The 14819-nt window shown below is 31.7% G+C and carries 15 protein-coding genes; 1 reads left to right on the plus strand and 14 read right to left on the minus strand.

All coding sequences use genetic code 11. From position 1 onward, the window contains the following. Window position 1: 1 nt before the first annotated feature. Complete coding sequence (locus tag AMN70_RS05535; RefSeq protein WP_075502565.1) at window positions 2-763, plus strand: IclR family transcriptional regulator; 762 nt, start codon at window positions 2-4, stop codon at window positions 761-763. Here AMN70_RS05535 and AMN70_RS05540 read toward each other — a convergent pair. From AMN70_RS05540 to trmD, 14 genes are read right to left on the minus strand one after another with little or no spacing between them, the layout of a single operon-like run. Beyond that, the gene (locus AMN70_RS05540; RefSeq protein WP_075502566.1) at window positions 753-1532 is read right to left on the minus strand and encodes a succinate dehydrogenase iron-sulfur subunit; all 780 of its coding nucleotides are present in this window, start codon (window positions 1530-1532) and stop codon (window positions 753-755) included. The two genes, AMN70_RS05535 and AMN70_RS05540, sit on opposite strands and share 11 nt — an antisense overlap. Next, on the minus strand, window positions 1532-3307 hold the full coding sequence (gene sdhA, locus AMN70_RS05545; RefSeq protein WP_075502567.1) for a succinate dehydrogenase flavoprotein subunit: 1776 nt from the start codon (window positions 3305-3307) through the stop codon (window positions 1532-1534). Before sdhA ends, AMN70_RS05540 begins: the two co-directional genes overlap by 1 nt. Continuing rightward, entirely contained in the window at window positions 3304-3627 is a 324-nt protein-coding gene (gene sdhD, locus AMN70_RS05550) for a succinate dehydrogenase, hydrophobic membrane anchor protein (RefSeq protein ID WP_075502568.1), read from the minus strand. Before sdhD ends, sdhA begins: the two co-directional genes overlap by 4 nt. Further along, window positions 3627-4010, minus strand: a complete 384-nt coding sequence (sdhC, locus tag AMN70_RS05555) for a succinate dehydrogenase, cytochrome b556 subunit (protein WP_075502569.1) — start codon at window positions 4008-4010, stop codon at window positions 3627-3629. Before sdhC ends, sdhD begins: the two co-directional genes overlap by 1 nt. After that, window positions 4000-5007, minus strand: coding sequence for an aspartate-semialdehyde dehydrogenase (locus AMN70_RS05560; protein ID WP_075502570.1), 1008 nt, complete (start codon window positions 5005-5007; stop codon window positions 4000-4002). Before AMN70_RS05560 ends, sdhC begins: the two co-directional genes overlap by 11 nt. A gap of 15 nt (window positions 5008-5022) precedes the next feature. Next, window positions 5023-6132: a dimethylsulfoniopropionate demethylase gene (locus AMN70_RS05565; protein WP_075502571.1), complete on the minus strand. Its 1110-nt coding sequence runs from the start codon at window positions 6130-6132 to the stop codon at window positions 5023-5025. Further along, window positions 6129-6905, minus strand: a complete 777-nt coding sequence (locus tag AMN70_RS05570; protein WP_075502572.1) for an alpha/beta fold hydrolase — start codon at window positions 6903-6905, stop codon at window positions 6129-6131. The genes AMN70_RS05565 and AMN70_RS05570 overlap by 4 nt, the downstream gene beginning before the upstream one ends. Window positions 6906-6913: 8 nt before the next feature. After that, on the minus strand, window positions 6914-8530 hold the full coding sequence (locus tag AMN70_RS05575; RefSeq protein ID WP_075502573.1) for a long-chain-fatty-acid--CoA ligase: 1617 nt from the start codon (window positions 8528-8530) through the stop codon (window positions 6914-6916). Continuing rightward, entirely contained in the window at window positions 8531-10294 is a 1764-nt protein-coding gene (locus AMN70_RS05580) for an acyl-CoA dehydrogenase family protein (RefSeq protein WP_075502574.1), read from the minus strand. It abuts the gene before it with no gap. A 26-nt stretch (window positions 10295-10320) separates the two neighbouring features. Beyond that, on the minus strand, window positions 10321-11427 hold the full coding sequence (leuB, locus tag AMN70_RS05585) for a 3-isopropylmalate dehydrogenase (RefSeq protein WP_075502575.1): 1107 nt from the start codon (window positions 11425-11427) through the stop codon (window positions 10321-10323). Further along, entirely contained in the window at window positions 11420-12025 is a 606-nt protein-coding gene (leuD, locus tag AMN70_RS05590) for a 3-isopropylmalate dehydratase small subunit (RefSeq protein ID WP_075502576.1), read from the minus strand. Before leuD ends, leuB begins: the two co-directional genes overlap by 8 nt. Then, a complete protein-coding gene (gene leuC / locus AMN70_RS05595) occupies window positions 12025-13428 on the minus strand; it encodes a 3-isopropylmalate dehydratase large subunit (protein WP_075502577.1) in 1404 nt (467 codons plus the stop codon). The genes leuD and leuC overlap by 1 nt, the downstream gene beginning before the upstream one ends. A gap of 11 nt (window positions 13429-13439) precedes the next feature. Continuing rightward, window positions 13440-14018 (minus strand): 50S ribosomal protein L19, encoded by a 579-nt coding sequence (gene rplS, locus AMN70_RS05775; protein ID WP_075502578.1) that lies wholly within the window; start codon window positions 14016-14018, stop codon window positions 13440-13442. Window positions 14019-14034: 16 nt separating this feature from the next. Next, the gene (gene trmD, locus AMN70_RS05605; RefSeq protein WP_075502579.1) at window positions 14035-14721 is read right to left on the minus strand and encodes a tRNA (guanosine(37)-N1)-methyltransferase TrmD; all 687 of its coding nucleotides are present in this window, start codon (window positions 14719-14721) and stop codon (window positions 14035-14037) included. Window positions 14722-14819: the final 98 nt, after the last annotated feature.

Below are 14819 nucleotides of genomic sequence, written 5' to 3' on the forward strand. Positions count from 1 at the left end.
AATGAACGGAAGTAATACCAGAACCTCTCCAAAAAGAATATTAAATATTCTTGAAGAGATACTGTTAGACCCAGATAGTTTTACAGCAAAAAAAATATCTCATAAATTAAAAATACCTCTAGCTACAATTTATCGACATATAGACACCCTGTGTGAAGAAAAATATATAATACCCACTGGAACGAAAAAATACATACCAGGTCCAAAAATAAGAAATATAATTTTAAATAGCTTACCATATGAGCCAAATTTTACTTTAAGAAGATCTCACTTAAGAAAACTCACTAATGATATCCAAGAAACTGTAAGTTTATCGATTCCTATCGGAACCAAACTTGTTTATTTCGATAGAATTGAATTTCATTGGCCTATGCAATTAAATTTAGAAGCTGGAGATCATCTTCCTCTACACGCATCAGCTTCGGGAAAACTTTATTTATCTTGTTTAAAAGAAAAAGAAGCTATTGAGATTTTTAAAAATATTAAAACTCCTAAAACTGCAAAAAATACAATAATTGAGATTACTCAATTTAAGAATGAACTTAAAAAAATAAATTCAAATAAATATGCTTTTGATGATGAGGAGTGGTTTAATGGAATGGTTGGACTTTCTGTACCGATATTTAACAAGAACAACGAATTATGTTTTTGTTTGTCAACACATACTGCTAAAAGTAGAAAAAATATAGAAGATTTAAAAAAAATTTTACCTTCTATGCAAACAGCTGCTTTAAATTTAAAAAAAATTCTTTTTAAAGATTAGATGCTGCTACCATTTTTTTGATTTCAGCAATAGCTTTTGCGGGATTTAACCCTTTTGGACATGCACTAGTACAATTTAAAATTGTATGACATCTATAAAGCTTGAGCTCATCGGCAACTTTTTTTAGTCTTTTTTTTCTCTCTTCATCACGACTATCTATAATCCATCTATACGCCTGAAGTAAAACAGCTGGTCCTAAATATTTATCACCGTTCCACCAATAACTAGGACACGAAGTTGAACAGCAGGCACACATTATACATTCATACGCCCCGTCAAGTTTAGCTCTATCTTTTTTTGATTGATAAATTTCAGTTGACTGAGTTTTACTCTGAGATTTTAACCAAGGTTCAATAGATTGATATTGTTTATAAAGACCATCTAAATCACCAATTAAATCTTTTTTTACTTTAAGATGTGGTAATGGATAAATATTAATTTCACCATCTATTTGGGAATGTGAAGTAGTACAAGCTAATCCATTTTTGCCATCTATGTTCATTGCACATGACCCACAAACGCCATGAGCACAAGATCTTCTGTAAGCTAATGTTGAGTCTATTTCATTTTTAATTTTATTTAAAATATCTAAAACTTTAGATGGACAATTATTCATATCTACCTCATATGTGTCTATTCTTGGATTTTCTCCATCAGATGGATCCCATCTGTAAACATTTACTTTTCTGATATTGTTCGATCCTGTTTTATCTTTAAAATACTTACCTTTTTTAACTTTAGAATTTTCAGGTAAATTTATATTAACCATTAATATACTCTTTCTTGAGGCGGAAAATATTGTACTTCGTTTGTGAGTGTTGACTTATGAACTGGTCTATAGGTAATTTTTGTATTTTTTCCATCACACCAAGATAATGTATGTTGCATAAATTGTTCATCATTACGTTTAGGGTAGTCTTCTCTAGCATGGGCTCCTCTGCTTTCTTTCCTGTTGTATGCTGAATCCACCGTTACAACAGCTTGTCTTATAAGGTTATCAAACTCAAGTGTCTCTACTAAATCAGTATTAAAAACTAATGATTTATCTTTTACTGAGATAGAATTCATACCATCATAAGTTTTTTTAATTTCTTCAACACCCTCTTTTAAGGTTTTTTCTGTTCTAAAAACTGCACATTTTGATTGCATTGTCTTCTGCATAGATAATCTTAATTCTGCAGTACTATTTTCTCCTTTGGCATTTCTTAACTTGTCGAATCTATCTAAACATTTTTGTGTTTCTAAATCTCCTATTTCCTCATGAGGAGCTCCAGGTTTAATCAATTCAGCAGCTCTTTTTGCTGCAGCTCTTCCAAAGACAACTAAATCAATCAATGAATTTGAACCTAATCTGTTTGCTCCGTGAACTGAAACACATGCAGCTTCACCTATTGCCATTAAACCAGGAACAGTTTTTTCTGATCCATTAACTGTTAAAACCTCAGCTTTATAATTTGTAGGTATACCGCCCATGTTGTAATGGACTGTTGGCACAACCGGTATAGGCTCTTTAGTAATATCTACATCAGCAAATAACCTCGCTGCATCAGTTATTCCTGGTAATCTACTTTCAATGATTTCCTTATCTAAATGACTTAAGTTTAGATGAACGTGATCTCCATCTTTCCCAACTCCTCTCCCTTCATTTATTTCAATTGACATAGAACGGCTTACAACATCTCTTGATGCAAGATCTTTAGCTTTAGGGGCATATCTTTCCATAAATCTCTCACCTTTTGAGTTTGTAAGATATCCACCTTCTCCTCTTGCACCTTCCGTAATTAAAGTTCCATGCCCATATATTCCAGTTGGATGAAATTGAACAAATTCCATATCTTGCAAAGGTAATCCTGCTCTCAAAACCATTGCATTTCCGTCACCAGTACAAGTATGTGCAGAGGTAGCTGAATAATAAACTTTTCCATAGCCTCCTGTTGCAATAATTACAGTATGAGATCTAAATCTATGAATTGTTCCATCGTTTAAATTCCATGCTATCAATCCTTTACATTCGCCATTCTTCATTAATAAATCTAAAGCAAAATATTCAATAAAAAATTCTGTATTATGTTTAAGCGCCTGACCATAAAGTGTATGTAAAATTGCATGGCCTGTTCTATCAGCAGCAGCACAAGTTCTCTGAACAATGCCATTGCCATAATTTTTGGTCATACCACCAAAAGGTCTTTGATATATTTTACCATCATCTGTTCGACTAAATGGAACTCCATATTTTTCTAATTCAATCACAGCTTTTGGAGCTTCTTTGCATAAATATTCAATACTATCTTGATCTCCAAGCCAATCAGCACCTTTAACTGTATCGTACATGTGCCAACGCCAATCATCTTCTCCCATATTTCCTAAGGCAGCTGAAATTCCACCTTGAGCAGCAGAAGTATGACTTCTAGTTGGAAACACTTTTGAAATACAAGCAGTTTTTAAACCAGCTTCACTTAAACCTACAGCGGCCCTTAAACCTGAACCTCCAGCACCGAGGACTACTACATCATATTCGTGATCAATTATTTTATATGAACTCATATATTAGATATTAATATAATTGTAATTAATGGAATTACCACTGCTGAAGCATATAAAAGTCTGTTTGCGACATTTTTGATTTTATCTTTTTTAATATAATCTTCAAAAACCTCGCTAATACTTAAAGCTGAAAAGAAATATGCAACAATAATAAAAATACTAAATAGAAACTTAGAAAATGAATTTGTAAAAAAATTGACAACATTTATATAGTCCTGGTCGTAAATAACTATTAAGTTTAAAATAAACCACAACATCAATGGAACTAATATAGCTCCACTAATTTTCAAAAAGATCCATTTTTTTGTAGCGTTAATCATTATATAAAATTCTTTCCAATCAAATAAAAAACTATTGTTAAAATTATTGATCCAAAGATAACTAATAGTCCAGTAATTCTTGTTGTCTTTAATTCAAATCCATATCCTAAATCCATAATCAAATGCCTAATCTCACTTAAAACTTGGAACAAAAAAGACCATGTTATTCCTAGGATCATAAATTTTCCGATAAAAGAGTTTAAGAATAAATTTATAATTTCATAACTACTTTCACCTAAAAGAAGCAAAGAGGCCCATAAACAAACTAATGTAATTGCGATAATATTAATTATACCTGTAATTCTATTAGAAATAGATACCAAAGACGAAATATGCCACTTATAAATTTGTATGTGAGGTGATAAAGGAGATTTATTTTCCATAAAAATTATTTTTGATTAATGTTTCAGCTATTTCTACCGAATTCAAAGCTGCACCTCTAAGTAAGTTGTCTGAAACAATCCACAAGTTTAATCCATTTTTTATAGTCTTGTCCTCTCTTATTCTTGAAATAAAGGTTTCTTCTCTACCTTCTGCCTCAAGAGGTGTAGAATATCCTCCATCTGATCTATCATCAATAACTTTACAGCCATCAAAATTGTCTAACGCATCTCTAACTTTTTCAAGTGAAAAAGGTTTTTCAAATTGAATATTTACTGATTCAGAGTGAGAGACAGATATAGGTAACCTTACACAAGTAGCTGTTAAATCTATTCTGTTGTCTAAAATTTTTTTTGTCTCATTAATCATTTTGAGTTCTTCTTTAGTATAACCATTATCAGAAAATACATCTATATGAGGAATAGCATTAAAAGCTATTTGTTTTGTAAAATTTTGAGAATTTATTTTTTTTCCATCTAACGCTAATTTAGTCTGTTCAATTAACTCATCCATAGGTGCTTTGCCTCCTCCTGAAACTGATTGATAAGTAGAAACAACTATTCTTTTAATAATATATAAATCATGCAAAGGTTTAAGTGCAATTACTAATTGAGCAGTTGAGCAATTTGGATTTGCTATAATATTTTTTTTGATATTATTTAAGTCTTCAGAATTAACTTGTGGAACTATTAAAGGTACGTCTGGATCCATCCTATAATAGCTTGAGTTATCTATTACAAGACAACTTTTTGCGGCTTTTTCTACAAATTTTTCTGAGATTTTTCCTCCAGCTGAAAAAAAAGTTATTTTTACTTTTGAAAAGTCAAAACTTTCTAAATCAAAGACTTCATATTCTTTACCTTTAAATTTTATTTTTTTTCCGACACTTTTAGACGATGCCAACAAATATAGATTATCAATAGAAATATCTTTTTTTTCAATAACTTCTAATATTTTTCTACCAACATTTCCAGTTGCACCGACTATCGCAATATCCATGATGTGAGTTTTATACTAGATGAAAGGCAAATCGCAAACTTTTAGAGCGAAAATTTTACCTTCAATTTCAAGCTTACCAGTCTCTGAAGCTTTGCAAAAAGGCTCATTTATCATTGCAATACCTATAACTTTTTTAAAATAAGGTGAATAACATGCTGATCGAAGATTTCCCATAATTTTCCCATCATCGCTCATGATATCTAATGAACCAGTTAAACTAATATAATTTGTTTCAATATGAACCCCCATAAGTTTTCTTTTTACTCCTTCAGACTCAATCTTTTTCAATTTTTCTTTTCCTAAAAACACTGCATCTGTATCTAAATTTACATATTTATCAAATCCACATTCAAAAGGGTTGTCGTTATTATCAAAATCATTTCCGTAAGATAGAAGTCCACTTTCAATTCTTTCAATAAGATTTGGACAACCAGGTTTTACATTAAATTCTTGACCAATTTGAAAAAAATAATCATATAAATCTAATCCAGACTCCGTATTTTCAACATAAACCTCAAAACCACCTTGTTTTGACCATCCTGATCTAGCTATCAAATGTTCAACACCTTTATAATCAAAATAATCAAACCCAAAAAATTTTAATTCTTTAATCGTTTTTCCAAATACTTTTTCCATTAAATCAAACGATTTCGGACCTTGTATTGCAATTATATCTACCTCGGGTTCAAAAATTTTAACATTAAATTGATTTCCTGCTGCTAGACCTTTGGCAAAAAAAATAACATCGGAGTCTGCAATCGAGATCCACCATTTATCTTCAGCTAATTTTAATATTACCGGATCATTAACTAAATTACCATTATCATCAATTAATGGACAATAATAACATCTCCCAATTTTTGATTTTGATAAATCTCGACAGGTCATAAGCTGAACAAGTTTCCCTGAATCTGGTCCAGAAATTTGAACTTGTCTTTCTGCTGCAACATCCCATATTTGAACATTCTTTTTTAAATGCTCACAAGACTCTTCTATTGATCCAAACGCAGCTGGTAGCAACATGTGATTATATACTGTATAAGCTGTAACTCCTTGTTTTTCTATTCTTGAGGTGTAAGGAGTGCTTCTTATTCTTCTTGATTTAGCTATAGAATAGTTTTTCATTTATTTAAAAATTCAAAAATCTTTTCTCGCATTTCAAAAGCTTTTTCAATCATAATCATGTGTCCTGATCCAATAATAGTATGAGTAGTTGAGTTTTTGACTAAATTAGTAAATTTTTTTCCACTTTCTAAGTTAATCATCTTGTCAAGTTCTCCAAATATAAACATGGTAGGACAATTTATAGCTTTAGCCGCATCAGATCCATTTTGATAATTATTACATGCAATTAGATCGACAGCTAAAATTTCACTAATATCTCTAGGTGATTGAATTATTTTTTCTACTGGGTTTCCACCAATAAATTTTTTTGAACCTTCATAGCCCCATTTCATCATTAATTTGACAGCATCAGAGTCTCCATCTGAAGCTAAATCAATTAGATCTTTATTAACAGGCATTTGATAAGAGCCTCCAACAAATACTATTTTTTTTAATCTGTCTTTATATTTAAATGAATATTCAAGAGCTTCTAGACAACCTTGTGAATGACCAACAAGAATTATATTCTTTAATTTTAATTCTTCAAAAACCTTTTCTAACCAATCTGCAATTTTTTCGATACTATTCAAACATGGGCCTTCAGAATTACCATGCCCAGGTAAATCAATTGATAAAACATTAAAGTTTTTGTTTGAAAAAAATTGTTCAGTTAAAGACCAAACGATATGTGATAAACCACTTCCGTGCAAAAATACTATTGTGTCTTTAGAATTTTTTATACCTTGGCCAGCATCAGAAGCATAAACGCTTTTATTTTGTATAGTTACTTTCAATCAATTACCTAAAATTTTTTTCTAAGTTCAAATTTTTGAATTTTACCTGTAGAAGTTTTTGGTAATTCACAGAAAACGACCTGTTTTGGAACTTTAAAACCAGCCAAAGTTTCTTTACAAAAGCTTATTAATTCTTTCTCAGTAGTTGGTTTATCTTTAACCATCTCAATAAATGCACAAGGTACTTCTCCCCATTTTTCATCGGGTTTAGCTACCACAGCGGCAATTGATACTGAGGGATGTTTGGATAGAGTATTTTCTATTTCAATTGATGAAATATTTTCTCCACCAGAAATAATTATATCTTTTGATCTATCCTGTATTTTCACATATCCATCTGGATGCATCACTGCTAAGTCTCCAGAATGAAACCAACCACCAGCCATCGCTTTATTTGTAGCATCCTTATCCTTAAAATAACCCTTCATGACTACATTTCCTTTGATCATTATTTCACCAATCGTCTTTCCATCTTTTGGAACTTCAGTCATTGATTTTGGATCCATCACAGCAATCCCTTCTGTATTAGGATATCTAACTCCTTGTCTTGCTTTAATTTCGTTCTGTTTTTCCTCATTGAAGTCATTCCAAGCATCATTCCAAGCACATTGAGTTACGTGTCCATAAGTTTCGGTTAAACCATAAACATGCATAACTTCAAAACCAAGCTCTTTCATTTTTTTGAAAATTATACTTGGCGGTGGGGCTCCTGCGGTAAGCACATATACTTTTTGTTTTAATTTTTTTTTATCAGACTCTGGTGCACCAGTTATCATATTAAGTACAATGGGCGCTCCACCAAAGTGAGTGACATTATGTTTGTCTATTAACTCAAATATTTTTTTAACATCTATATTCCTTAAACAAATTGTTCTTCCATTTAACATAGGGATAGTCCAAGGATAACCCCATCCATTGCAATGGAACATTGGGACAATAGTTAAAAAATTAAGTCTGTTTGGCATGTTCCAAGCAACTGCACTGCCCGTGGACATTAAATATGACCCCCGATGATGGTAAACAACGCCTTTAGGGTTTCCAGTGGTTCCAGATGTATAGCTCAATGATATTGCTTGCCACTCATCCTCTGGCATTCTCCAGTCAAATTTTTCATCACCGGTATTTAAAAAACTTTCGTATTCTAGATCACCAATTTTTTCACATTTTGATTGGTCTGCATATTTATCATCTATATCAATAATTATAATTTTCCTTTTTAAAATGGTTAACGCTTTTTTAACTTCAATATGTAATTGTCTATCAACAACAAGAACTTTAGCATCACTATGTTCTAAAATATAAGCAATAGTTTTAGCATCTAATCTTATATTAATTGTATTTAAAACTGCACCAGTCATAGGAACAGAGTAATGTCCCTCAAAAATTTCAGGTGTGTTGAAAGCTAAAAATGAGACAGTATCTCCTTTTTTTATTCCAATTTTATTAAGGGCGCTAGCAAATTTAATAGTACGTTTGTAAATCTCAGCCCAAGTGTATTTACGATCTTCATAGACAATAGCTTCATAATCAGGATAAATCTCTTTTGCTCTCTTCAAAAAAGTCAAAGGGGTTAAAGGAACATAATTTGCGCTATTCTTATCTAAATTAGTATCGTAATGACTCATTTAATTGAATTTAAAATTCATAATATTGGAACTTCCAGAAATCGCTGATTTGTAATGTTGCTCAGCTCTTGGTAGAACTTTATCAAAATAAAACCTAGCAGTATCGATTTTGTCATCATAAAAGCTTTTATTTTCATTATAATCTTTAAAACTTACCTCTAGTACTTTTATCCATGCGTAAGCAATCGAAACAAATCCGAGAGTTTTAAGATAATCATTAGCAGCAGCACTTACATCATCTTTATCTGTTTTAGATTTATCAATCATCCAATCACTAAATTTTTTTAATATATCTAAATAATTATTAAAATCTGAAATGAATGGTCTTATTTTTTCGTTATTAGAATTACATTCATTTTTAACCTGGTCTAAAAATTTATTAATTACATTCCCGTTCTTATTTGATAATTTTCTAAAAACTAAATCGGCAGCTTGCACAGAATTTGTACCCTCGTAAATTGGTGTGATTCTATTATCCCTATACAACTGTTCTATTCCTTGATCTTTAGTATAACCATACCCACCATAAATTTGCATTGCATCACTAGTGATCTCCATTGCTAAATCTGTAAACAAAGATTTAACTACTGGAGTCATTAATGAGACATAGTCAGATGCCTCCTGCCGTGCTTTTTCATCTGGATGATATAGACTTACCTCAGTTTGTTGAGATAACCAAAAACATAAGGCTCTCTCGCCCTCAATAATAGATTTCATATTTAACAACGATCTTCTAATATCTGCATGCTCAATTATAAAATCAGCACCATTTTTAGATTTTGAATTATTCGACTTACCTTGCTTTCTTTCTTTTGCGTATGAAAGTGAGTTTTGATAAGCAATCTCTGATATACCTAAACCTTGTATCCCAACAACGATTCTCTCAAGATTCATCATTGTAAACATTGCACTCAAACCTTTTTCCTTATCACCAATCATGTAACCAGTTGCTTCATCAAAATTGAGAACACAAGTTGCTGATCCTTTAATTCCCATTTTTGTTTCGATAGAACCAGTTGATATTCCATTTCTTGGACCAACATTTCCATCTTCTTTTACAATAAACTTTGGAACTAAAAACAGGCTGATACCTTTAGTGCCAGCTGGAGAGTCATCGACTCTTGCTAAAACTAAATGGATAATATTTTCAGTTAAATCATGATCACCAGAGGTAATAAAAATTTTCTGACCAGTTAATTTGAATGTACCATCGGATTGTTTTTTAGCCTTTGTTTTTAATAGTCCTAAATCAGTACCACATACTGGCTCTGTTAAGCACATTGTTCCACTCCACTTACCTTCTACAATTTTTGGTAAATATTTATTTTTTATTTCGTCACTAGCATGATGATTAATACAATTATAAGCACCAATACTTAGTTCACTATAGAGTTTAAAGGAAAGGCTAGCAGAGGATAGCATTTCATCAAAAAATGCACTTACAGTTTTTGGCATACCTTGACCTCCATATTTTGGATCACATGATAAAGATGTCCAACCATCTTCAATATATTTTTTATAAGCCTCTTTGTAACCCGGAGGAGTTCTTACAACCCCATTTTCTAAAATTGCAGGATTTTCATCCCCAGCTTTAGCTAATGGTAAAATTAAATTTTGATTTATTTTTGCTGCTTCTTGTAAAATATCTTTTACTAAATCTGGTGTAACTTCTTTATATTTTTCCAATTCATTATACTCTTTGTTGTTTCTTAGTTTTTCAAAAAGAAACATCATATCTTCAACAGGTGCAGTATAAGTTGGCATAATTTGATTTTAAAATAATTAATTAATTATTGCAATTTTGAAATGATCGCATCACCCATTTGTGATGTAGTCACCTCTTTTGTACCTTTTGATAAAATATCTTTAGTTCTTAAACCATCATTTAACACATCTTGTACAGCTTTTTCCAGAGCTTCTGCTTCTTTATCTAAATCTAATGAATACCTCAAAGCCATAGCAAAACTTAAAATTGTAGCTATTGGATTAGCAATACTTTTACCAGCTATATCTGGAGCCGAACCATGAATAGGTTCATACATAGCCCTCATCTCTCCATCTTTATTTTTTGCACCTAAAGATGCAGAAGGCAAAAGGCCTAATGAACCAGTTAACATTGAGGCTTGGTCAGATAACATATCTCCAAACAAATTATCTGTTACAATTACGTCAAATTGCTTTGGATTTCTCAACAACTGCATAGCACAATTGTCTGCAAGCATATGATTTAATTCAACGTCTTTAAATTCTTTATCGTGTAATGTCTGAACCTCTTCTTTCCAAAGTTGGCCTGCTTCCATAACGTTTGATTTTTCGCAAGATGTCACTTTGTTTGATCTTTTTTTTGCTAAATCAAAGGCAACTCTAGCTACTCTTATAATCTCATTGCTTGTATAAGTATGAGTATTAATCCCTTTTCTTTCACCATTTTCTATTGGTTTAATTCCTCTAGGCTCACCAAAATATATTCCTCCTGTTAACTCTCTAACAATCATAATATCTAAACCTGAAACAATTTCAGGTTTTAATGTTGAGGCATCAACTAATTGTTTAAAACATATTGCTGGTCTCAAATTAGCAAATAGTTTTAATTCTTTTCTCAATTTTAAAAGTGCTCTCTCGGGTTTTTTAGAAAACTCAACATTATCCCACTTTGGTCCTCCTACAGCGCCTAACAAAACAACTGCACTTTCTAATGCCTTGTAAAAAACCTCATCTGTGATTGGTGTACCATGCTTATCGTAAGAGCATCCTCCCGCTAAATCTTCATCCATCTCAAAATCTAAAGATTTTTTATCATTGAACCAACTGATAATTTTTTTTACTTCACCAATAACTTCGGGTCCAATACCATCTCCAGGAAGTAATAATATCTTTCTTTTTTTTACCTTAATCACTTATAATCCATGGCTTAGAGCTTTTTAATTTTTGCTCAAAACTATTAATTTTATCAGACTTGTTTAAAGATAGTGCTATATCATCTAAACCTTCTAAAAGACATTTTTTTTTAAAGGAGTCTATTTTGAATTTAATTTCATTATTACCATAAACTATTTTTTCTTCTTTAAGGTCTACTGAAATTTCCTCTTTTCTATTAGCATATTCTGACAATTCTTTTATTTTTTCCTCATCAACTATAATTGGTAAAATTCCATTTTTAAAACAATTGTTATAAAAAATATCAGCAAAACTAGAGCTAATTACACATGTAATACCAAAATCTAATAATGCCCAAGGGGCGTGTTCTCTTGAGGATCCACAACCAAAGTTTTTTCCTGCTATAAGTATTTTTGAATTTGTAAATGGATTTTGATTTAATATAAAATCACTTATTTTATTTCCATTATCATCATACCTCATTTCAAAAAATAAATTTTTTCCTAGTCCAGTTCTTTTAATAGTTTTTAAAAACTGTTTTGGAATAATCATATCAGTATCGATATTTACTATTGGTAAATATGCTGGAATACTTTTTAAGGTGGAAAATTTTTGCATTAATTTTGATACTTTCTTACATCATCCAAATTTCCAGAAATTGCTGCTGCAGCTGCCATTCCCGGGCTCACGAGGTGTGTTCTTCCACCTCTACCTTGTCTTCCCTCAAAGTTTCTGTTTGATGTTGATGCACATCTTTGCTCTGGTTTTAATTTATCAGCATTCATTGCTAAACACATAGAACATCCTGGTTCTCTCCATTCAAAACCAGACTCTTCAAATATTTTATGTAAACCTTCTTGCTCTGCTTGTTCTTTCACTAAACCAGACCCTGGAACAACCATTGCATGAACATGAGAGGCAATTTTTTTATCTTTTAAAATCTTTGCTGCTTCTCTTAAATCCTCAATTCTTCCATTTGTGCAACTACCTATAAAAACCTTATCAATCTTAATATCTTTAGCAGCCATATCAGGTTTTAAACCCATATATTTTAGTGCTCTTTCAATAGAGTTTTTTCTATCTTTATCCTTTTCATTGTTTGGGTTTGGAACTTTGTCCTCAATAGTAATGACATCTTGAGGTGAAGTTCCCCAAGTAATCATTGGTGAAATTTCATTAGCTTGAAGACTTATTTCTTTGTCAAAATTTGCACCATCATCGGATTTTAAACTTCTCCAGTATGCTAAAGCTTTATCCCAATTTTCACCTTTAGGTGACATAGGTTTTCCCTTCAAATACTTGAAAATTTTTTCGTCTGGTGCAATCAAACCCGCTCTTGCTCCACCCTCTATAGTCATGTTGCATATAGTCATTCTTTGCTCAACACTCAATGATCTGATTAAATCACCAGCATACTCAATAACACATCCTGTTCCGCCTGCTGTCCCTATTTTTCCAATTATTTGTAAAATTACATCTTTTGATGTAACGCCTAACGGAAGTTTTCCATTAACATTTATTCTGAAATTTTTTGCTTTTTTTTGCACTAAAGTTTGTGTCGCTAGCACGTGTTCAACCTCTGAGGTACCTATTCCAAATGCCAAAGCACCAAACGCTCCATGTGTAGCTGTATGACTATCTCCACAAACTATAACTGTTCCAGGTTGAGTAAATCCTTGTTCAGGCCCAATTATATGAACTATACCTTGACGCTTATCCTCCATTCCAAAAAGTTGGATATCAAATTCCTTGCAATTCTTTTCTAATGTATCAACTTGAATTTTAGATTCTTTATCTGAAATACCGTTGGTTCTATCAGTTGTTGGGACGTTGTGATCTGCAACGGCCAATGTAAGCTTTGGGTGTCTTACTTTTCTTTTAGAATTTCGTAAACCTTCAAATGCTTGTGGACTAGTCACTTCATGAACGAGATGCCTATCAACAAATAATAAAGCTGTACCATCATCTTGCTGATCAACTAAGTGTTCTTTCCAAATTTTGTCGTAAAGGGTATTAGGCATTGAAAAAAAAATTATTTTTTTTCTGGAGAAGTTTCAAGTTTTTCTTCAGTTTTAGGTTTTGGTTCAACTTTGGCAGTTTCTTCTTTTTTTGGCTCTTTCTTAGGAGTTTCTTCTTTCTTAGCCTCTGCCTTAGTTATATCTTCTTTACTATTAGATTCTTCTGTTGAAACAGGAGCTAAATTTTCTTCAGTTACTGTTTCTGGTTTTACATCTATATCAATACCAATCTTCTTTCTTATTTTTTCAGCAATTCTAGCTGATTTACCAGTTCTGTCTCTTAAGTAATATAGTTTAGCTCTTCTAACTTTTCCTGAACGGATGACATTAATTGAGTCAATTACTGTACCAAATAGGGGGAATGTTCTCTCAACACCTTCACCAAAAGAAATCTTTCTTACAGTAAAAGAAGAATTTAAATCTCTACTTTTTTTTGCAATACATACTCCTTCAAAATACTGAATTCTCTCTTTTTTTCCCTCTGTTATTCTTACACCAACTTTTACAACATCACCTGGAAAGAATTTTGGAATCTTTTTTTCCGATAGAATTTTTTTTACATTATGTTGGTTTATTTCTTCAATCGTCTTCATTTAAATATTTATTAAGTTAATTCTTCTTATATTTTTGCCACAAATCTGGTCTTCGGACGCGTGTTATAGCCTCAGATTGAGATAAACGCCAGTCTTTAATTTTGCTATGATCCCCTGATAATAAGACATCTGGTACTGATTTTTCCTCCCAAATTTGAGGTTTTGTATATTGAGGATATTCTAAAAGACCATTTTCAAATGTTTCCTCAGAAGATGATTTATCATTACCTAAGACTCCAGGCAAAAGTCTTAACACACTATCAAGAACTACAAGAGCAGCTGTTTCCCCACCAGAAAGCACATAATCTCCTATACTTATTTCCTCAATATTTCTTGTTGATAATACTCTTTCATCAACACCTTCAAAATGTCCACAAATTAAAGTGAATGATTTTTCTTTTGATAAATCTTGAGCAAGTCTTTGATCAAATTTTTTACCTTTTGGTGAAAGATAAAAAATTCTTTCCCCATTTTGGGTATTATTATCAATTGATTTTGCTAATATATCTGGTTTTAACAGCATACCTGATCCACCGCCATATGGAGTATCATCGACAGTTTTGTGTTTATCTGTTGCTGCATCTCTTATATTTACTACATTAAGACTCCATAACTTTTTAGCCATTGCTTTTCCATATAGTCCTTTGTTTAACGGACCAGGGAAAATTTCTGGATAAAGTGTTAACACTTGTGTCTTTAACATAATTAAACCTTAAATTACTTTTTCTCCTCTTTTGGAGCTTCTGCTTTTGGAGCCTCTTCCTTTTTAGCTTCTGCTTTTGGAGCCTCTTCCTTTTTAGC

Origin of the sequence: Candidatus Pelagibacter communis (assembly GCF_001179925.1) — a bacterium.
Taxonomy (GTDB): domain Bacteria; phylum Pseudomonadota; class Alphaproteobacteria; order Pelagibacterales; family Pelagibacteraceae; genus Pelagibacter; species Pelagibacter ubique_E.

Coding starts and splice junctions, on each gene's coding strand:
- AMN70_RS05535 (WP_075502565.1), top strand. CDS start 2: ATGAACGGAAGTAATACCAGAACCTCTCCAAAAAGAATATTAAATATT.
- AMN70_RS05540 (WP_075502566.1), bottom strand. CDS start 1,532: ATGGTTAATATAAATTTACCTGAAAATTCTAAAGTTAAAAAAGGTAAG.
- sdhA (WP_075502567.1), bottom strand. CDS start 3,307: ATGAGTTCATATAAAATAATTGATCACGAATATGATGTAGTAGTCCTC.
- sdhD (WP_075502568.1), bottom strand. CDS start 3,627: ATGATTAACGCTACAAAAAAATGGATCTTTTTGAAAATTAGTGGAGCT.
- sdhC (WP_075502569.1), bottom strand. CDS start 4,010: ATGGAAAATAAATCTCCTTTATCACCTCACATACAAATTTATAAGTGG.
- AMN70_RS05560 (WP_075502570.1), bottom strand. CDS start 5,007: ATGGATATTGCGATAGTCGGTGCAACTGGAAATGTTGGTAGAAAAATA.
- AMN70_RS05565 (WP_075502571.1), bottom strand. CDS start 6,132: ATGAAAAACTATTCTATAGCTAAATCAAGAAGAATAAGAAGCACTCCT.
- AMN70_RS05575 (WP_075502573.1), bottom strand. CDS start 8,530: ATGAGTCATTACGATACTAATTTAGATAAGAATAGCGCAAATTATGTT.
- AMN70_RS05580 (WP_075502574.1), bottom strand. CDS start 10,294: ATGCCAACTTATACTGCACCTGTTGAAGATATGATGTTTCTTTTTGAA.
- leuD (WP_075502576.1), bottom strand. CDS start 12,025: ATGCAAAAATTTTCCACCTTAAAAAGTATTCCAGCATATTTACCAATA.
- leuC (WP_075502577.1), bottom strand. CDS start 13,428: ATGCCTAATACCCTTTACGACAAAATTTGGAAAGAACACTTAGTTGAT.
- rplS (WP_075502578.1), bottom strand. CDS start 14,018: ATGAAGACGATTGAAGAAATAAACCAACATAATGTAAAAAAAATTCTA.
- trmD (WP_075502579.1), bottom strand. CDS start 14,721: ATGTTAAAGACACAAGTGTTAACACTTTATCCAGAAATTTTCCCTGGT.